Source organism: Pandoraea sp. SD6-2 (assembly GCF_000389825.1).
Lineage (GTDB): Bacteria > Pseudomonadota > Gammaproteobacteria > Burkholderiales > Burkholderiaceae > Pandoraea > Pandoraea communis.
Genome location: NZ_KB944454.1, coordinates 505987 through 523587, shown reverse-complemented (window position 1 = coordinate 523587; position 17601 = coordinate 505987). Strand labels below are relative to the sequence as shown.

At 62.8% G+C, this 17601-nt stretch carries 19 protein-coding genes and 1 tRNA gene; 2 read left to right on the top strand and 18 right to left on the bottom strand.

Going from position 1 to position 17601, the window contains the following annotated elements; all coding sequences use genetic code 11:
• Positions 1 to 16: 16 nt before the first annotated feature.
• The 7 genes from pth to C266_RS18670 form a co-directional block, all read right to left on the bottom strand.
• Positions 17 to 613: an aminoacyl-tRNA hydrolase gene (gene pth, locus C266_RS18700; protein WP_010804797.1), complete on the bottom strand. Its 597-nt coding sequence runs from the start codon at positions 611 to 613 to the stop codon at positions 17 to 19.
• 125 nt (positions 614 to 738) lie between these two features.
• Positions 739 to 1362, bottom strand: a complete 624-nt coding sequence (locus tag C266_RS18695; protein ID WP_010804798.1) for a 50S ribosomal protein L25/general stress protein Ctc — start codon at positions 1360 to 1362, stop codon at positions 739 to 741.
• Between the two features lie 155 nt (positions 1363 to 1517).
• Positions 1518 to 2465: a ribose-phosphate pyrophosphokinase gene (locus C266_RS18690; protein WP_010804799.1), complete on the bottom strand. Its 948-nt coding sequence runs from the start codon at positions 2463 to 2465 to the stop codon at positions 1518 to 1520.
• Positions 2466 to 2514: 49 nt separating this feature from the next.
• Positions 2515 to 2591, bottom strand: a tRNA-Gln gene (locus C266_RS18685).
• A 54-nt stretch (positions 2592 to 2645) separates the two neighbouring features.
• Positions 2646 to 3515, bottom strand: coding sequence for a 4-(cytidine 5'-diphospho)-2-C-methyl-D-erythritol kinase (ispE, locus tag C266_RS18680; RefSeq protein WP_010804800.1), 870 nt, complete (start codon positions 3513 to 3515; stop codon positions 2646 to 2648).
• Between the two features lie 249 nt (positions 3516 to 3764).
• On the bottom strand, positions 3765 to 4400 hold the full coding sequence (locus C266_RS18675) for an outer membrane lipoprotein LolB (RefSeq protein ID WP_081636361.1): 636 nt from the start codon (positions 4398 to 4400) through the stop codon (positions 3765 to 3767).
• Positions 4401 to 4408: 8 nt separating this feature from the next.
• Complete coding sequence (locus tag C266_RS18670) at positions 4409 to 6343, bottom strand: tetratricopeptide repeat protein (protein ID WP_010804802.1); 1935 nt, start codon at positions 6341 to 6343, stop codon at positions 4409 to 4411.
• Positions 6344 to 6422: 79 nt separating this feature from the next.
• Between C266_RS18670 and mutM the strand changes: the two genes are divergently transcribed.
• Positions 6423 to 7253 carry a bifunctional DNA-formamidopyrimidine glycosylase/DNA-(apurinic or apyrimidinic site) lyase gene (mutM, locus tag C266_RS18665; protein ID WP_010804803.1) on the top strand — a complete coding sequence of 277 codons (831 nt, stop codon included), beginning with the start codon at positions 6423 to 6425 and terminating at the stop codon, positions 7251 to 7253.
• 85 nt (positions 7254 to 7338) lie between these two features.
• Positions 7339 to 8511 carry an A/G-specific adenine glycosylase gene (gene mutY / locus C266_RS18660; protein ID WP_010804804.1) on the top strand — a complete coding sequence of 391 codons (1173 nt, stop codon included), beginning with the start codon at positions 7339 to 7341 and terminating at the stop codon, positions 8509 to 8511.
• 1 nt (position 8512) lies between these two features.
• Here mutY and rapZ read toward each other — a convergent pair whose 3' ends face one another.
• The 11 genes from rapZ to C266_RS18605 all read right to left on the bottom strand — a co-directional run bounded on the left by rapZ (position 8513) and on the right by C266_RS18605 (position 17595).
• The gene (rapZ, locus tag C266_RS18655; protein ID WP_010804805.1) at positions 8513 to 9388 is read right to left on the bottom strand and encodes an RNase adapter RapZ; all 876 of its coding nucleotides are present in this window, start codon (positions 9386 to 9388) and stop codon (positions 8513 to 8515) included.
• 172 nt (positions 9389 to 9560) lie between these two features.
• The gene (locus C266_RS18650) at positions 9561 to 9887 is read right to left on the bottom strand and encodes a PsiF family protein (protein WP_010804806.1); all 327 of its coding nucleotides are present in this window, start codon (positions 9885 to 9887) and stop codon (positions 9561 to 9563) included.
• A 159-nt stretch (positions 9888 to 10046) separates the two neighbouring features.
• The gene (gene hprK / locus C266_RS18645) at positions 10047 to 11012 is read right to left on the bottom strand and encodes an HPr(Ser) kinase/phosphatase (protein WP_010804807.1); all 966 of its coding nucleotides are present in this window, start codon (positions 11010 to 11012) and stop codon (positions 10047 to 10049) included.
• Positions 11013 to 11089: 77 nt separating this feature from the next.
• Complete coding sequence (gene ptsN, locus C266_RS18640) at positions 11090 to 11545, bottom strand: PTS IIA-like nitrogen regulatory protein PtsN (RefSeq protein WP_010804808.1); 456 nt, start codon at positions 11543 to 11545, stop codon at positions 11090 to 11092.
• 236 nt (positions 11546 to 11781) lie between these two features.
• On the bottom strand, positions 11782 to 12135 hold the full coding sequence (hpf, locus tag C266_RS18635; RefSeq protein ID WP_010804809.1) for a ribosome hibernation-promoting factor, HPF/YfiA family: 354 nt from the start codon (positions 12133 to 12135) through the stop codon (positions 11782 to 11784).
• A gap of 142 nt (positions 12136 to 12277) precedes the next feature.
• A complete protein-coding gene (locus C266_RS18630; RefSeq protein ID WP_010804810.1) occupies positions 12278 to 13765 on the bottom strand; it encodes an RNA polymerase factor sigma-54 in 1488 nt (495 codons plus the stop codon).
• Between the two features lie 94 nt (positions 13766 to 13859).
• The gene (lptB, locus tag C266_RS18625) at positions 13860 to 14630 is read right to left on the bottom strand and encodes an LPS export ABC transporter ATP-binding protein (RefSeq protein ID WP_036663785.1); all 771 of its coding nucleotides are present in this window, start codon (positions 14628 to 14630) and stop codon (positions 13860 to 13862) included.
• A gap of 25 nt (positions 14631 to 14655) precedes the next feature.
• Positions 14656 to 15354 (bottom strand): lipopolysaccharide transport periplasmic protein LptA, encoded by a 699-nt coding sequence (gene lptA / locus C266_RS18620; RefSeq protein ID WP_010804812.1) that lies wholly within the window; start codon positions 15352 to 15354, stop codon positions 14656 to 14658.
• Positions 15351 to 16010, bottom strand: coding sequence for an LPS export ABC transporter periplasmic protein LptC (lptC, locus tag C266_RS18615; RefSeq protein WP_010804813.1), 660 nt, complete (start codon positions 16008 to 16010; stop codon positions 15351 to 15353). Before lptC ends, lptA begins: the two co-directional genes overlap by 4 nt.
• 23 nt (positions 16011 to 16033) lie before the next feature.
• The gene (locus C266_RS18610) at positions 16034 to 16603 is read right to left on the bottom strand and encodes an HAD family hydrolase (protein ID WP_010804814.1); all 570 of its coding nucleotides are present in this window, start codon (positions 16601 to 16603) and stop codon (positions 16034 to 16036) included.
• Between the two features lie 11 nt (positions 16604 to 16614).
• Complete coding sequence (locus C266_RS18605) at positions 16615 to 17595, bottom strand: KpsF/GutQ family sugar-phosphate isomerase (RefSeq protein WP_010804815.1); 981 nt, start codon at positions 17593 to 17595, stop codon at positions 16615 to 16617.
• Between the last annotated feature and the right edge of the window lie 6 nt (positions 17596 to 17601).

Genomic DNA, 17601 nt, shown 5'->3' with positions numbered 1-17601 from the left:
GTTTTTCTGCTTCGTCTTACTTCCCCGGCGTGGCGTGCAGACGCATCATCGCCTTTTCCATGTCGCCTTTGACGACCAGATCGACGATGTCGAGCGAGCGGGACATCGCGTCGTCGATCTGCGCTTGCTCTTCCTTGCGCGGCGGCTTGAGCACGAAGTCCACCACCTGCTGCTGGCTGCCCGCCGGTTGCAGCGTGCGCGGATGGCCGATGCCCAGGCGCAGGCGCCAGAATTCGGGCGTCGTCAGGTGTGCCGCAATGTCCTTCAGGCCGTTGTGACCGCCGCTGCCGCCGCCCCGCTTGAGTTTCACGCTACCGGGCAGCAGATCCAGTTCGTCGTGCACGACGAGAATCTCGTCCGGCAGAATCTTGTAGAAGCGCGCGAGCGCGACGACAGACTGTCCCGAACGGTTCATGAAAGTCTGCGGCTCGAGCAGCCACACTTCCTGACCGGCGATGCGCGCACGCGCAGCGAAGCCGTGGAAGTTCTTCTGGTTCGTGAGCGATGCGCCGCATTGCTGCGCCAGCGCGTCGACGAACCAGAAGCCGGCATTGTGACGCGTCGCTGTATATTCGGCGCCCGGATTGCCGAGCCCTACGATCAGCTTGATCATTTCGGTATCAGGATCTTGGCGCGTTCGCCGTCAGGTCTACGCGCCGCCAATAAAAAAACCCGCCGGACATGATGTCGCGGCGGGTCTTGCGTCCAGCGTCGCCGCTGAAAGCTAACGCACGAGGCTTAGGCAGCCGGCGTTTCGCCTTCGGCAGCCGCCGGGGCAGCCGCTTCGTCAGCAGCAACACCAGCCGGTTGAACGGCTTGCGCCACTGCCGGGTTTTCTTGCTCGACGTGCAGCGTCAGCGTCACGCCGGCGGGCAGCTTGACGTCCTTGGCGTGCACCGATTGACCGGCTTCCAGCTTCGACAGGTCAACTTCCAGGAATTCCGGCAGCTTGCCCGGCAGGCAGTTGATGTCCAGTTCGTTCATGGTGTGGCTGATCACGTTCGACGCCAGCTTCACAGCCGGGGCGTTCTCAGCACCCAGGAAGTGCAGGGGCACCTTCATGTGGATCGGCTTGTTCGGGTCGACACGTTGGAAATCCACGTGCAGAACCAGTTGCTTGAACGGGTGGTACTGCACATCGCGCAGCAGCACTTGTTCGATTTTGCCAGCGATTTCCAGCTCGAGAATCGACGAGTGGAAGGCTTCCTTGCGGAGAGCGTGCCACAGGGCATTGTGATCGAGTTCGATCAGCTTCGGATCGACATTACCACCGTACACGATGCCCGCGGTCTTACCGGCATTGCGCAGGCGGCGGCTCGCACCCGTACCTTGCAGATTACGCTCAAAAGCGACGACTTTCATAACAACTCCTTGTACTGCCCGCGACCAGGCAGCGATTTCTTCCCGAATACCATGCCCAAAAACGCAGGCTTCAGGAACGACAAAGGCGGGGAGATGCTCCCCGCCGACATAACAACGGCGCCACACAGGCGCCGCCGCAAAATTCTACCGAACGCTTATTCCGCGAACAGCGACATCACCGAGTCGCCGCGACGAATACGCGAGAACGTTTCGGCGAGCAGATTGGCGCAGCTCAACTGGCGAATCTTGCCGCCCTTTGAGTCCTCGCGCAGCGGAATCGTATCCGTCACGACCACTTCGTCCAGCTCCGAGGCATTGATACGCGCCGCAGCACCACCGGAAAGCACCGGGTGCGTGCAGTACGCATAAACCTTCTGTGCGCCACGCGCCTTCAGCACTTGCGCAGCCTTGCAGAGCGTGCCGGCGGTGTCGACCATGTCATCCATGATGACGCAGGTACGGCCTTCGACTTCCCCGATGACGTTCATCACTTCGGCCACGTTGGCCTTCGGACGACGCTTGTCGATGATGGCCAGATCGCAGTGCAGTTGCTTTGCGAGCGCCCGGGCACGCACCACACCGCCAACGTCCGGCGACACCACCAGCAGGTTTTCGTGGTTCTGTCCGCGCACATCTGCGAGCAGCAGCGGCGACGCATAAATGTTGTCGACCGGGATATCGAAGAAACCCTGAATCTGGTCGGCGTGCAGATCCATCGTGATGATGCGCTCGACGCCTGCGATTTGCAGCATGTTGGCGACGACCTTCGCCGAGATCGCCACACGCGCCGAACGGGGGCGGCGATCCTGACGGGCATAGCCGAAATACGGGATGGCAGCGGTGATCCGGCCGGCAGAAGCGCGCTTGAGCGCGTCGACCATGATCATCAGTTCCATCAGATTGTCGTTGGTCGGAGCGCACGTCGACTGGAGGACAAAGACGTCCTTGCCACGCACGTTTTCCTGGATTTCGACTTGGATTTCACCGTCGGAGAACCGGCTCGCCATCGCCTTGCCGAGCGGAATACCGAGAGTGTCGACGACCGCTTGGGCCAGGGCGGGATTGGCGTTCCCGGTGAATACCATTAGGTTATCACTACTCATCTGGCTACCTGCGGAACGTTTGAATGCTGACACTGCGCGACAGAGAAATTGGCAGGGGAGGAAGGACTCGAACCCTCGTATGCCGGAATCAAAATCCGGTGCCTTAACCAACTTGGCGACTCCCCTACACTAACCGATGCCCTTGCTGCGTCGTAGGAAACGCAACAAAGTAAAACCATTTCACGCGAATCCGAACATCGGATGTTCGGCCAGGCTGGTAGTCACTTGACCGAGCCAGCGTTCCGGCAATCGCTTGCATGCGGCTTCTGCGTCTGCCTTCGTGTCGAATACCGCAAACACACTGGCGCCAGATCCCGTCATGCGTGCCGTGGTGAAGGTTCTGAACCAGTCAATCACCGCAGCGACTTCCGCGTATTCTCGAGTCACTGCCGCCTGCATGTCGTTACGGAAAATTTCGTCCGTTTCGAGCATGTTTTCGCTGGCGTGCTCAAGAAAGAACGCCATTGTGACGATCTTCGTATCCCTTGTCAACAGGGGATCACGAAATATTTTGTCTGTCGCGACGTGTACGCGCGGGTTCACAACGAGGAAGTGTCGCTGCGGCAAATCCACCGCGTACAACTCCTCGCCCAGCCCCTCGGCAAAGGCATTGCGGCCGAAAACAAAAAACGGCACATCGGCACCGAGTTTCAACGCGAGCGTCTGGAGTTCTGCGCGCGGCAGATCGAGTTGCCACATGCGATTGAGTGCGAGCAATGTCGTCGCGGCATCGGAGCTGCCGCCGCCGATACCACCGCCGGCCGGCAGTCGCTTCTCGATGGCGATGTCCACGCCGAAGTGCACGCCGCAATGTGCCTGAAGCAAACGGGCTGCCCGGACGGTCAGATCGGTCTCCGGCGGCACGCCCGGCAGCGGGTTCGTGTGCACAATCCGGGCATCGCTCCGGCGCTCGAAATGCAGCGTATCGGCCCAGTCGATCAGTTGGAAGACGGTTTGCAGCTCGTGATAACCATTGGGCCGGCGTCCCACGATGTGCAGGAACAGGTTCAGCTTGGCCGGAGCCGGGCAGTCACGCAGGATTTCGTACATGGCAATGCGAAACGATGGCTATCGGCTACCCGCAGCGCGATGTCGCGACGCGGGTAGCCGGAAAAGGGGAAGACGGTCCCGATGCAGTTCGATCGACAAAGAAGCCGCACTCTCAGGAGCGCTCACGATGCCGACATATGCCTGACGGGGCGGCGCCAAGGATAGCACCGTCGTGGTGACGATGCCCGTGCGGGTATCGACCTCACCATAGCGAAAGCGAATCAGAGAATCAGGCAAGACGCCTGGGACTTACTCGTCGATCACCAGCCGGACGGCGAGCGGAGAGCCGTCGAGGTCGCGCGAGAGATCAATGCGTTTGACCCGCAGCGGCGAGCCGTCGAAATAGGCCTGGTAATCGATCGTCCAGCCGTCCTGCTTCAAATGGGTCGGGCGTTGCGTCTGCGGATCGCGCTCGATGCTCGCGTGTGAACCCGGTGCACCCTGCATGCGCAGCCAATAGCGCAGACCGCCTACCGGCAGTGCAAAGCCCAATGCATCGTGCATGACGTCTTCGAGACGCGGCCCCGTCAACGGTGCCTTGCCGGGCAATTCCAGCGATGCCGTTCGCGGATTCTCGCGCACGATCGCCTGCGTCTGCCCAAGCGGGTCGAGCAGTTGGACAGTCGCGTTCTCGCCGCTTTGCTGCCAATCGAAATTGCCGTAGCTATTGCGCGCCTCGCCGTTTTGCTCGTAACGCACCGCAAAGCGACCGCGATAGTGCTCGACACTGGCGCCGTCCGGCGGCGTGACAGGCGTGGGCGGCGCGAGACTCGCGCAGCCCGTCGCCAACACGGCGCTCGTGCAAGCCAGCGCCAGCGTTATGGCGCGAAGCGAGCGAGACACAACCAGCGAGAGCGATGCGGCACGAAACGAAAACGTCGACATCTTCTGCATTACGGCGCGACGTTGTAGCGTTTCATGGTCGAGCGCAGCGTGTCGTCGTCGCCGTCGAGCTTCAAGGCTTCGCGCCAGGTCTTGCGCGCTTCGTCCTGCTGGCCCGACTCCCACAGCACTTCACCCAGATGCGCGCCGATTTCCGCCTGCGCCTGAATGCCGTAGGCGCGGCGCAGCAGATCGAGTGCTTGTTGCTTGTCGCCGAGGCGGTATTTCACCCAGCCGAGGCTGTCCATGATGTACGGATCTTCCGGTGCGAGCGACGCCGCCTTCTGCAGCAGCTTGAGCGCTTCAGGCAAACGCGTGTTGCGCTCGGTCAGCGAATAGCCGAGGGCGTTGTAGGCCTGCGCGTTCTCGGGCTGCGACGTCATCACGCGACGCATCGCTTTTTCCATCACATCGTAGTGCTTGCTCAGTTCGGCCACCATACCGTACTGATAGAGCAGATCCGGATCGTCGGGATTGTTCTTGACCTCGACGGCAAGCAGCTTTTCCGCGTCTTCGTAGCGCTTTGCCTTGACGAGCAAATCGGACTCGGCACGCTTGAGCGCGAGTTGCTCACGCGGGTCGCTCGACTTGATGCCGTGCAGCAGCGCACGGCCTTCCTCGACCTTGCCCTGATCGGCGAGCAATTGCGCGCGCCCGATCTGTGCGGGCAGATACGCGTTGCTGTCTTCGCGAATCTTCGAGAGCCACTTGTCGGCGGCCGGGTAATCCTTGCGATCCTGCGCGATCTGCGCGAGATAGACGTACGCTTGCGCGCCGTCGGTGTTCTGTTGTTCCGCCTCTGCCGCGTATTTCTGCAAATACTGCTCGGCTTGCTCTGGATGCTTGGCGCGCAGGTTGAGCAATGCGAGCGCCATCAGCGTCGAGAGTTCATGCGGAAAACGCTTCTCCAGCGTCTCGAACTGCTTCTGCGCGGCGTCGAGCTGATTGTCCGCGAGCAGCAGCTTGGCGTAGGCGAAGCGGGCTTCCTTGGCATTCGGATTGCGATCGAGGAATGTCTTCAATCCGGCGATGGCGCTGGTGCGCTCTTCCGGGCCCATCTGCCCGTAAAGCAGGGCGGCGGCTTCGTAGTCGGGCTTAAGCTTGAGCGCCGTTTCGAGCGACGTGCGCGCACCGGCCGTGTCGCCAGCATCGAGTTGCGAGCGGGCGATGGCCAGTTGCGCCTCGGGGCGTTGCATGTCGTTGGCCAGCATGCGCTTGAGCGAGTCGATGCCCGTGGCGCGCTCCGGGCTACGCGCAATCATCTGCTGCAGTTCGAGAATGGCCTGACCGCGACGCGCTTCCGGCACCTTGTTCAGTTCGTCGACGAGAAGCGGTTCGGCTTCCGCCAGATGGCCGGTGCCGACTTGAAGGCTTGCGAGCAATTGCGAGGCCGGACGCCAGGCGGGATCGAGTTGATGCCACAACCGCGCGGCGACCAGCGCGTCGCCGAGCTGGCGCGCACCCAGCGCGATTTCGACGGCGCGGCGCGCCATGCGCGGGTCCTTCGTCCGATTCGCCTGCGCGATGTATGTGTTGAACGCCGGCGCCAAGTTGCCTTGTTGCAGGCTCAGTTCGGCGGCCATCACTTCGAAGACGATCTCGCTGGAGAGCGCGACGTTCGGGAGATTTTCGCGAGGGGCGTTCGCATTCGACTTGACGTCGTCGCTATCGGTGTCCGCCTCGCCAGCCGCGCGCGGGGCGCTTGCCTTGGACGGCGCGGCCGCCGGGGCGCTGGCGGGGGCCGCCGGCGCTTTCGGTGCGGTTTGCGCGAACGCGCTCGAAGATGGCAGGAATGCCATGATTGCGCTGGCGCAGGTGACGCCGAGCGCCGTTGCGCCGGCCCACGCCACGCGTGCCAGGGCGCCTCGCAGGCGCAAGACTACGGGTGCCACGGTGAGCGCCGTGTTCTCGGCGGCGGGAATGGACTGGAATCGGGTGTTCGGCATAGGGATCCACGGCAAGTATCGAGCGATTGTAGCGCGCCCGATACAATAGAGTCTAAATCCTCAGCAAACGTTCGCAGGCATGCCTGAACTCCCGGAAGTCGAAGTCACCCGCCGCGGTATTGCGCCGCACGTGGCGGGCACGCGTGTCGCGCGTATCGACGTGCGCAACGCCTCGCTGCGCTGGCCGGTGCCCGACGGCCTCGACACGCTCCTGCGTGGCGAAACGCTCGTCGGCGTAACCCGTCGCGGCAAGTACCTGCTGCTCGAATATGCCCCCGGCTGGCTGCTCGTGCATCTGGGCATGACCGGCACGTTGCGCGTCATGTCCGAGCCGCACGCGTTGCCCGCCGCCGGCGTGCATGACCACATCGACCTCGTGTTCGAGCGGTGCGCGCTGCGCTATCGCGATCCTCGCCGCTTCGGCGCGGTGCTGTTCCACCCGCGCTCGGCCGGCGACGTGCTCATGCATCCGCTGCTCGCCAGTCTCGGGGTAGAACCGCTGACAGACGACTTCGACGGTCAGCGGTTGTATGCCGGCACACGCGGGCGTACGGTTGCCATCAAGCAGGCATTGCTCGCAGGCAACATCGTCGTGGGCGTGGGCAACATCTATGCGTCGGAGAGTCTGTTCCGTGCTGGCATCCACCCGCGCATGCAGGCAGGCAAACTTTCCCGGCCGCGCGCGGAAAAGCTCGCAAAAGCGATCAAGGATGTGCTCGCCGCAGCCATTGAGAAAGGTGGCAGCACGTTGCGCGACTTCGTGGGTAGCGACGGCAAGAGCGGCTATTTTCAGCAGGAGTATTTTGTCTACGACCGTGCCGGACAGCCATGTCGCGTGTGCGGCACGCCAATCCGGCAGATCGTGCAGGGCCAGCGCTCCACGTTCTTCTGCCCGCACTGTCAGAAATGACGCAGCAGCGGCGGCAAACGGGATGACCGGAAAGTCCGGCCCGGCCGCCGCCCATCGCCGTACAAGATGCCCCCCAAAAACCGATATGAACGAATCGTCCAGCGACCTTCCTGCCAACTCGCTTGCGGGCACTTTTGCCGAGCGTCTGATCGCTTGGCAGGCCGAGCATGGCCGCCACGATCTGCCGTGGCAGAACACGCGCGATGCCTATCGCATCTGGCTGTCCGAGATCATGTTGCAGCAGACGCAGGTTGCCACGGTGATCCCGTATTACGCGCGATTTCTTGAGCGATTCCCCGATGTCGCCGCGCTGGCGAACGCGCCGCAGGACGATGTGATGGCGCTCTGGAGCGGCCTCGGCTACTACTCGCGGGCGCGCAACCTGCATCGTTGCGCGCAGGTCGTGCTCGCCGAGCATGGCGGACGTTTCCCGACGGACCCAGAGACGCTCGCCACGCTCCCGGGTATCGGCCGCTCGACGGCCGCCGCGATTGCCGCGTTTGCTTACGATGCGCACGCCGCGATTCTCGACGGCAACGTCAAGCGGGTGCTCGCGCGTGTGTTCGGTATCGAGGGATTTCCGGGCACGCCGAAAATCGAGCGGGAAATGTGGGCGTTGGCCGAATCGTTGCTGCCCGGAAGCAATTTGCCCGCCTACACGCAGGGGATGATGGATCTCGGCGCGACGCTATGCGGGCGCGGCAAGCCGCGTTGCGGCGAGTGCCCGTTCGACAGCGATTGCGTTGCGCATGCGACGGGACGCGAGCGGATATTGCCGACGTCCAAGCCGAAGAAGGTTCAGCCTGAGCGTTACGTCGACGTGCTGGTGATTGGCTCGGGCGAGCGCATCCTGTTCGAGCGGCGCCCCGACAGTGGCATCTGGGGCGGGCTATGGAGCTTGCCGGAACTGACACCGCCCACCGGGGAGCGCGAGGCGGACGATGCGTCGCTGCGTGAGCGTCTGAGCGCCCATGCCGCCGCCCTTGGCGCCGCGCAGGGCACCGTGCAGTCGCTTGTGCCGCTGCAGGGGCTCACACACGTCTTCACGCATTTCCGGCTGCACTTGCGCCCGTGGCTGGTAACGCTATCCGGGGCTTCGGCGCAGGGGGCGTTTGCTGCCCGTTCGGGCGACGCCCCCCATGCGTGGCTCGACTCGGCAGGCATCGCCGCGGCCGGATTGCCGTCGCCGATCCGCAAGATTGCCGACGCCCTGCGCATTGTTTCGCCGGGCGACGGCCAACTCTGCCTGCCGGCCTGAATCAGGCTGCGGGCTCGAGGGGAGCGAGTTCGCGATGCCGCACGAGCACGCTGGCTTCCGCGCGGAAGCGCTCGCCTAGCGTTTCGGCGATGAAGACAGAGCGGTGCTGGCCGCCCGTGCAGCCGATCGCCACCGTCAGATAGCTGCGGTTGTCGCGCATGTAGCTTGGCAGCCACTTCTGCAGATACGCGCCGATATCGTTGGTCATCTCGTCGACTTCCGGAATGGCCGAGAGGAAGTCGATCACCGGCTGATCGCGGCCGGTTAGCGGACGAAGCTGCGCGTCGTAATAGGGGTTGGGCAGAGAGCGGACATCGAACACGAGATCGGCGTCCAGCGGCACACCGTGCTTGAATCCGAAAGACTCGAACATCAGCGTGAGTCCGGCGTGATCGTGCTGGACGAATTCACGGATCCAGCGGCGCAGCGCACTCGCGCGCAAATTGCTGGTGTCGATCTGGTGACCGAGTTCGGTCACGCTATTGAGCATTTCGCGCTCTTTCTCGATCGCTTCGACGAGCGAGCCAGTGGCCGACACCGTATCGTCGCCCAGGACAGAGAGCGGATGACGGCGGCGCGTCTCGGAAAAACGCTGCACGAGCGTTTGCGTGGTGGCGTTGAGGAACAACACCCGCACGTCGTGGCCGAAGCGGCGCAGTCCGCCGATGATCGGTGGCAGATCGGCGAGCGAGCCGCCGCTGCGCGCATCGATGGCGACCGCTAGACGTGTGTAGTTCTGCGTTTCGAGATATTCGGCGAGTTCAGGCAGGAAGCGCGACGGCAAATTGTCGACGCAGTAGTAACCCGCATCCTCGAGGACGTTCAAGGCCAGCGATTTGCCGGAACCCGAAACGCCGGTAATCAGTACGATCTTCATGACATTCCCCGAATACAACCATGATGGTAAGCGATTGTGTCTTACGGGTGTCGAGCCGACAGAAACAAGAACGTTCCCGAGGATTTCTCTCGTTTCACGAGAAAAAAGCGTTGCACACGCGACAGCGGCGCCCGTAGGGCGCCGCTGGGTATGCGTTGGCGGGGAAAAGGCGTCAGGCTGCCGGCTTGTTCGACAGGCACGACTTCATGAACGCTTTGCGATCATCGCCCTTCTTGTCGCCAGCCTGTGCGTTACAGGTCTTCATCTTTTCTTGCTGGGTCGGCTTGGCTGCGGCGGCCGGCTTGTTCGACAGGCATTCCTTCATGAACGCCTTGCGGTCGTCACCCTTCTTGTCGGCGGCTTGCGTGTTGCAGGTGCTCATCTTGTTCTGTTGGGCGTTGGCTGCCTTGGCAGCCGGCGCCGGGGCGGCCGTCTGGGCAAATACGGGCGATGCGAGCAGCGGGGATGCCAGAAGCAATGCAGCGAGTGCTTTTTTCATGATCGTCTCTCCATAAGGTCGACACGCACGGGAAGGGGCCGCGTGGCGATTACAACATGAAAGAAAACGCGCCGCAATCGCGCGGCGTTGACAGAAAAAAGCAGAAATTACGGTAAACCCCGGCGTTTCGGGCGACGGCGGGCGCCACCCGTGGGGGATTCAGAGCAGCTTGCCCTGCATGCCGTCCGGGTCCTGCATGGCTTGCCGCTGGCGCTCCATGAAGTCCTTGAGAGTATCGATGCCGCGAAGTTGCAGGATCGTATTCCGCACAGCGGCTTCGACCAGCACGGCGAGGTTTCGCCCGGCCGCCACTTGCAGGATGACCTTGTTGATGGGCAGGCCCAGCACGTCCACTGTCTGCGCTTCGAGCGGCAGGCGTTGGAATTCGCCGTCGGGGCGGCGCACCAACTGGACGATCAGCTTGAGCTTCATCTTCCGGCGCACTGCCGTTTCACCGAAGATCGTCTTGATGTCGAGCAGGCCCAGACCGCGCACTTCCAGCAGGTTTTGCAGCAGCGGCGGGCAGCGGCCTTCGACGAAATCCGGCCCGAGTCGCACGAAATCGACGGCATCGTCTGCGACCAGTCCGTGCCCCCGGCTGATCAGTTCCAGGCCGAGTTCGCTCTTACCGAGACCGGAATCGCCGGTGAGCAGCACACCCATGCCCAAAATGTCGAGAAACACGCCATGCATCGTGCATCGCGGGGCGAACACACGCGAAATGTACAAACGCAGGCTGTCGATGACTGCTGCCGTCGACATCGGTGTGGTGAACAGCGGTGTGGACGAGCGGGTACAGCGCAACACCAGATCGGGCGGGGCTTCGAGGCCGTCGGCGACCACGAGGAACGGCGGTTCGAGCGCAATCACTTCGCCCATATGACGCTTGCGGTTTTCGTCCGTGAGGCGCTGGTAGTAGCGCAACTCAGCCTCACCCAGCACCTGAATCCGGTTCGGGTGGATGAGGTTCAAGTGACCCACGAGGTCGGCGCTGGAGGTGGCGGTGGCCACGCTCTCGGGCGTGAAACCGCGCTCCCATCCCTCATGGCCGGTCAGCCACGACAACCGCAGCGTGGCGGCGTTGTCGTCGAAAATGCTCTGCGCGTTGATGCCGGTCAGTTCCACCGCGTCGCCTCGTTCGGTTGGGTGTGGGAGCTACGAATTCTCTGAATTTCGCGGCGGATACCGGCGCATACGCCGGTTCAGGGCTGCCAGTTGGCGAGTGCGGCGTGGATCTCGTCGGCACTCGGCGCGCGGCTCAACGTCTCGCGCATCGCGCGATCGGAGAGCAACTGGGCAATTTCGGAAAGAATCTCGAGATGTTGCTGCGTTGCCTGCTCAGGCACCAATAGAAAAAACAGCAGGGAAACCGGCTGACTGTCGGGCGCTTCGAAGGGAATCGGGTCTTCGAGACGCACAAATGCTGCCATCGGATGCTTGAGGCCCTTGATACGCCCATGCGGAATGGCCACGCCTTCACCCAGTCCGGTCGAGCCCAGACGCTCGCGTGCGAACAGATTGTCGGTCACAAGCGCGCGCGACAGGCCGGCATTGTTCTCGAAAAGAAGCCCGGCTTGCTCGAAGACGCGCTTCTTGCTGGTGACGGACAGTCCAAGCAGGATGTTGGACGCAGGTAAGAGTTTGACTAAACGGTTCATCTTGTAATGCGGGCGAACGCTTAGTCGCCCTCCAACCCCCGATTGACCTCGCATTATAGACCACCCGCTACGGTGCCCGCGGCAATCCATGGAACTTGGCGGAACCATATAAAAGGGGCCGTTCAACGGCCCCGCGGTGGGTGATGCCAGACTTATGACAGGCGTGCATGCGCTTGGGTGGCGCCGTGCGAACTCACATGCCTGTCAGTCGATGCGACTACCTCGCCCGGACAGGCTCATTGCGGCGGCTCTGCCTCGGGAGGTTGCTGGTGCTTGAGGGCCTCGCGACCGTGATCCTGAACCTTGTCCTTGTATTGCATTACCTTGCGGTCGAGCATGTCGATCAGCTTGTCGATGGCGGCATACATATTCTCGTCACACTTCTCGACGAAAATTTCCTTGCCCTTGAGATACACGGTGACGCTAGCAATCTGGCGTCCGGCCTTCTCCTTGGTCTTGTCGACAGATAGGATCACCTCGGCACCAATGAGCTGGTCGAAATGCCTCAACACGCGTTCGAGCTTGTTGACGACAAATTCGCGCAGTGACGGCGTGAGTTCGAGGTGATGTCCACTGATCTTCAGATTCATAGCTGCTCTCCTTGCTGAAATGCCGAAGTGCAGGCCGCATCATCAACGACGCTGGCTAGCGGGAGTGCGAGCCATTGACGTGACGCAATGTCGCACTGCGGCGTTATGCCCCAGCGAGCCAACATGGCACACCAGGACCGTCCTACAAAGATTTGCGCAAGTTCACTGCGGGGATTCGCATGGCCTCACGGTATTTCGCGACGGTGCGCCGCGCTACCACGAACCCTTGCTCTGCCAGCAGTTCCGCGATACGGCTGTCGGAAAGGGGGGTCTGCGGGTCTTCTGCTCCTATGAGTTGCTTGATGAGTGCGCGGATGGCGGTCGATGACGCTGCGCCACCGGCTTCCGTTGCCACATGTGAACCAAAGAAGTACTTCAGCTCAAAGGTTCCAAATGGAGTGAGCATGTACTTACTGGTAGTCACGCGTGAAATCGTGGATTCGTGTAAGCCCAGCGTATCAGCAATCTCGCGTAAAACCAAGGGCCGCATGCCGATTTCGCCATGCGTGAAGAAGTTCTTTTGACGCTCGACAATCGCCTGCGCCACGCGCAGGATCGTATCGAAACGTTGCTGGATGTTCTTGATCAGCCAGCGGGCTTCCTGAAGCTGCTGCTGTAAGTTGCCGGTGCCCGGATCGTTGCGGTTATTACGCAGTATGCGCGCATACATCTCATTGATGCGCAGGCGCGGCATGACATCGGGATTGAGTTCCGCAGTCCAGCCGCTGCCCTGTTTGCGCACAAGCACATCGGGCACGACGTAATCGGCCTGGGGTGAGCCATAGGCGGCGCCGGGGAACGGGTCGAGCGAACGAATCAGTTGATGGGCGGCGCGCAAGCTGTCTTCGCTCACGCCCAGCTGGCGGCGCAGACGGGTGTAATCGCGTGCGGCCAGCAATTCCAGGTGATCGCTGACGATTCGTAGCGACAGTGTGCGAACGTTGCTCGCGGGCAGACGCTGGAGTTGCAGCCGCAGGCACTCAGCCGGGGTGCGGGCGCCCACGCCCGCCGGGTCGAAGCTCTGCAGCAGTGCGAGTGCGGCGTTGATTTCTTCGGTCTCGAGCGCCAGCTCTTCGGGCATTTCTGCCTGAATTTCATCGAGCATGGTGCCGAGGTAGCCATCTTCGTCGAGCGATTCGATCAGGAATTCCACCAGCGCCCGGTCGCGCGGACTGGCTTTGGTCAGGCGCAACTGGGCCAACAGGTGTTCGCGAAGATTGGGGTGATCGACATGAAGTTGCGGACGGGCGTTGTCGTCGTCGTCCGATGCGCTACCCGAGCGTGCGAAGTCGTTCAGGCTCCAGTCGCTGCCGCTGTCCTGGGCGTTGTCGTCGAAGCGCGTCTCGCCGTCGAGTTCGCGGGCTTCGTCGCGGCCGTTGGCGGGTTCGGAGCTGTCGTTCGTGCTGCTGCCCGACGTGCTCCGCTCGTTGCGCAGCGACCCGTCCGTGCCCACACGTACCGAGCCCGCGAGCCAATCGTCCTCGCGTTCGAGCATCGGGTTCTGGGTGAGGGCGTGCTCGACTTCTTGCTGAAGTTCGAGCGTCGACAGTTGCAACAACCGGATCGATTGCTGCAACTGCGGCGTGAGGGTCAGGTGCTGGGAGGTGCGGAGTTGAAGAGTCGGTTTCATAGCGTATCTCGCCTTCATTGTAGAGGCTTTGTCACGCCAGCGGAACCGGCCCTGTTCCCTATCGGGGGCAGGGTTTACATGCGAAAAATTTGCTTTACATCCGGAAATTCTCGCCCAGATAGACGCGGCGGACGCTTTCGTCGGCCACGATCTGGTCGGGTGTGCCGGCAGCGAGCACCGAGCCTTCGCTGATAATGTAGGCGTGATCGCAGATGCCGAGCGTCTCGCGTACGTTGTGATCGGTAATCAGGACACCGATGCCGCGGTCCTTCAGGAAGCGCACGATGCGCTGGATTTCCAGCACGGCAATCGGATCGACACCTGCAAATGGTTCGTCAAGCAAAATAAAGCGCGGCTGCGTAGCCAGTGCGCGGGCGATTTCCACACGGCGGCGCTCGCCGCCCGAGAGCGACATCGCCGGATTCTCGCGCAGATGGCTCACCTGCAATTCATCGAGCAGCGCTTCGATGCGGCGTTCGATCTCGTCGCGCTTGAGCGGTTTGCCCTGTGCATCGAGTTGCAATTCGAGCACGGCGCGGATGTTGTCCTCGACCGTCAGCTTGCGAAATACCGACGCTTCCTGCGGCAGATACGAGACCCCCATGCGGGCACGTTCGTGAATCGGCAGTTCGCTGATCAGATTGCCGTCGAGCTGAATTTCACCGTCGTCGGCCGGCACGAGGCCCACGATCATATAGAACGACGTTGTCTTGCCTGCGCCGTTCGGGCCCAGCAGACCCACCACTTCGCCGCTTTTCACGTCCAGCGAGACATCCTTGACGACGGTACGGGCGCCGTACTGCTTCTTGAGCGAGCGTACGACGAGCGCGCTCGGCTTGCCCGCCGGGCCGAGGCCGGGATTGATGTTCGAGGCGTTGCTGTTGGCAGAATTACTCACGCGGATTCCCGATACTTTTTGAGGGAGACAGCGGCGGCAGATCGCCCTTGGCGGCTGCCCCCGGCTTGCTCGCGCCGCCGGGCTGCGCCTGATTCGCGCCCGTTGCATTGCGCGGGGCGAGCGTGGCGCGCACGCGGCCGTTCGGATTGTTGGCGTTGACCTGATCTGCGCCGCTGTTCGCGGTATAGACCTCGTTATACGTGTCGTACGTGATCACGCTGCCGTGGATCTCATCGAGCACCTTCGTGCCGCCGGCCAGGCGCTTGAGCGTGGCTTGCGTGGTGAGCGTGGCGACTTCGGTCTTGCCGTTGTAGTAAATCGTCTGACCCCAGCCGTCGATGTACTCGTCGAGGCCGTCGCGCTTCTGGCGCATATAGGCGAGCGGGCCGCCCGGCTTGTAGTAGGCCGTAGCGTACTGATAGCCCTCCGGGTCCTGAGTCACTTCGACGCGATCGGCCTTCAGGAGAATCGTCCCCTTGGTCATCGTCACGTTGCCGGTGAAGATGTTGACCTGCTTGAGGTCGTCATAGCTCATGTGATCCGACTCGATATTGAGCGGCTTGTCGCGGTCGGCACGCTCGGCGTGGGCGAGCGGCGACACCAGTGCGCCGAGCACGGCGAAGGCGGTGGCCAGCGCGCGCAGGGTACGCATCGACAGGAAAACGGGTCGCGGGTTGCGGCGATCGGTCATGGGGTCTTGGAGCCCTGTTTGGTCTGGGGAGGCGCGTTGGTTGCGGCGGGCGGGGCCGGGGGTTTACTGCCCATTTCCGCCGGCTGGATCGTGCCGTGAACATTGCCGAGCAATTGTACGGCGCGCGAGATGTTATTGAAAATCATGCCGTCGCCGTACATCACGGAAGACCCTCGGAAGAGCTGGACGGGAAGTTCCGTGCGTACGATGTCTTCGTTCACCAGCACCTGGAAGTGTTCGGACAGCGCGCGCATTTCCGGATCGCGCGGTCCGGCCTGACGAACGACCACGGCATCGTCGTACATATCGACGATCGACATGTCGGCGTTGAGCGTGCCGCGCTTGCTCGTGGCCGTCACTTCCGGTTGATCCGGCGTGAACGCACGCACGGCGGGCATCGTGAGCGCCGTGGTCTGGTCGTCCTCGAAATGCGTCATGTGGACCGCATTGATGCGGTATTGCGTGAGCCCGCTCGCCGACAGCGTGGAGATGGCCATGTCGTCGGCATAGTAATCGGGAACGTGCCGCTTCACATACGGCGCGCGATCGGCGTCGGAAGGCAGCGTGCGTTGCACGAGCCAGTACGTGCCGGCCGCCAGGCTGGCCAGCGCGACGACGGCGATTAGGGAGGCAGATGAGACGCGTTGAATGGCCATGAGTGATCGGCTTCCTCTGCGCGTCAGGCCAGGGCTTCGGCGAGCAGGGCGTCGTAACGTCCCTGAGCGCGCAGGATGAAGTCGCACAGCTCGCGCGCGGCGCCTTCGCCGCCACGCGTGCCGGCAATCCAGTGGCAACGCGCCCGCACTTCGGCGTGGGCATTGGCCGGGCAGGCGGCGAAGCCGACGCGTGTGAGTACGGGCAGATCGGGCCAGTCGTCGCCGATATGCCCGCAAACATCGGCCGTCACCGACACCTTGGCGCACAGATCCTCGAACGCGGCACGTTTGTCGTGCACGCCCTGATAGACGTAGGCGACGCGAAGATCCGCCGCGCGCTTGGCGACGATGTCGGAGTGGCGGCCGGAGATGATGGCGGTGACGATGCCGGCGTCGGCGAGCAGCTTCAGGCCGTGCCCGTCGAGTGAATCGAACGTTTTGATGACCTCGCCGGCCGGGCCGTAGCGCAGGCCGCCATCGGTGAGCACACCGTCGACGTCGAACACCATGACACGCAGGCGAGCCGCGCGCGCGTTGGCGTCGGCATGGGCCACGTTGGACGAAGTGGATTGGGCGATGCTGGATTGACTCATGGGCTGGAGACTCACACGACCTTGGCGGCGAACAGGTCGTGGACGTTCAGCGCACCGACGAGGCGGTCGTTCTCGGTCACGAGCAGTTGCGTGATGCCGAAACGCTCCATCAGCTCGGCGGCTTCGGCGGCGAGTTGATCGGGGCCGATGGTGCGCGGGCCGGCCTTCATGACGTCGGCCAGCGTGAGCGTGGTGAAGTCGAGCGTACGTTTGAACAATCTGCGCAGATCGCCGTCGGTAAAGATACCCACCACGCGATCGTCGGCATCGACAATCGCGGTCATACCAAGCCCCTTGGCCGTCATTTCGAGCAGGGCATCGGACAGGCTGGCATCGGTGCGCACCCGCGGAATGCGTTCACCGGTACGCATGACATCGCGCACGAAGGTGAGCAGACGCCGGCCGAGGGCACCGCCCGGATGCGAGCGGGCAAAGTCCTCTGCGCCGAACCCGCGGGCGTCGAGCAGCGCGACGGCCAGCGCATCGCCGAGGGCGAGGGCGGCCGTGGTGCTGGCCGTGGGGGCGAGTCCCAGAGGGCAGGCTTCCCGGTCGACGTGTGCGTCGAGATGCACATTCGACAGGCGTCCGAGGCTGGAGCTGGCGTTGCCCGTCATGGCGATGAGCTTCGCGCCGATGCGCTTTATCATCGGCAGGATGCTGACGAGTTCGCCCGTCTCGCCCGAGTTGGACAAGGCGACGACGACGTCGCCGGCCGTGATCATGCCCAGGTCGCCGTGGCTGGCTTCGGCGGGGTGAACGAAGAATGCGGGGGTGCCGGTGCTGGCGAACGTGGCGGCCAGTTTGCGGCCGATGTGACCGGATTTTCCCATCCCGGTGACGACCACACGCCCGCGGCAATCGAGCAGCAGCGAGACCGCTTCGAAGAAGCTGTCGTCGAGGTGCGCGGAGACGCGTTCGATGGCGTCGGCTTCCGTGCGCAACACCTCCCGGGCGACCTCGAGTGCCCGGCCTGGATTGATTTTCGCTATCATGCGCGG

What these genes read in the sequence shown, in the direction of transcription:
- pth (WP_010804797.1), bottom strand. Translation starts at nt 613, where the DNA reads ATGATCAAGCTGATCGTAGGGCTCGGCAATCCGGGCGCCGAATATACA.
- C266_RS18695 (WP_010804798.1), bottom strand. Translation starts at nt 1,362, where the DNA reads ATGAAAGTCGTCGCTTTTGAGCGTAATCTGCAAGGTACGGGTGCGAGC.
- C266_RS18690 (WP_010804799.1), bottom strand. Translation starts at nt 2,465, where the DNA reads ATGAGTAGTGATAACCTAATGGTATTCACCGGGAACGCCAATCCCGCC.
- ispE (WP_010804800.1), bottom strand. Translation starts at nt 3,515, where the DNA reads ATGTACGAAATCCTGCGTGACTGCCCGGCTCCGGCCAAGCTGAACCTG.
- C266_RS18675 (WP_081636361.1), bottom strand. Translation starts at nt 4,400, where the DNA reads ATGTCGACGTTTTCGTTTCGTGCCGCATCGCTCTCGCTGGTTGTGTCT.
- C266_RS18670 (WP_010804802.1), bottom strand. Translation starts at nt 6,343, where the DNA reads ATGCCGAACACCCGATTCCAGTCCATTCCCGCCGCCGAGAACACGGCG.
- mutM (WP_010804803.1), top strand. Translation starts at nt 6,423, where the DNA reads ATGCCTGAACTCCCGGAAGTCGAAGTCACCCGCCGCGGTATTGCGCCG.
- mutY (WP_010804804.1), top strand. Translation starts at nt 7,339, where the DNA reads ATGAACGAATCGTCCAGCGACCTTCCTGCCAACTCGCTTGCGGGCACT.
- rapZ (WP_010804805.1), bottom strand. Translation starts at nt 9,388, where the DNA reads ATGAAGATCGTACTGATTACCGGCGTTTCGGGTTCCGGCAAATCGCTG.
- C266_RS18650 (WP_010804806.1), bottom strand. Translation starts at nt 9,887, where the DNA reads ATGAAAAAAGCACTCGCTGCATTGCTTCTGGCATCCCCGCTGCTCGCA.
- ptsN (WP_010804808.1), bottom strand. Translation starts at nt 11,545, where the DNA reads ATGAACCGTTTAGTCAAACTCTTACCTGCGTCCAACATCCTGCTTGGA.
- hpf (WP_010804809.1), bottom strand. Translation starts at nt 12,135, where the DNA reads ATGAATCTGAAGATCAGTGGACATCACCTCGAACTCACGCCGTCACTG.
- C266_RS18630 (WP_010804810.1), bottom strand. Translation starts at nt 13,765, where the DNA reads ATGAAACCGACTCTTCAACTCCGCACCTCCCAGCACCTGACCCTCACG.
- lptA (WP_010804812.1), bottom strand. Translation starts at nt 15,354, where the DNA reads ATGACCGATCGCCGCAACCCGCGACCCGTTTTCCTGTCGATGCGTACC.
- lptC (WP_010804813.1), bottom strand. Translation starts at nt 16,010, where the DNA reads ATGGCCATTCAACGCGTCTCATCTGCCTCCCTAATCGCCGTCGTCGCG.
- C266_RS18610 (WP_010804814.1), bottom strand. Translation starts at nt 16,603, where the DNA reads ATGAGTCAATCCAGCATCGCCCAATCCACTTCGTCCAACGTGGCCCAT.
- C266_RS18605 (WP_010804815.1), bottom strand. Translation starts at nt 17,595, where the DNA reads ATGATAGCGAAAATCAATCCAGGCCGGGCACTCGAGGTCGCCCGGGAG.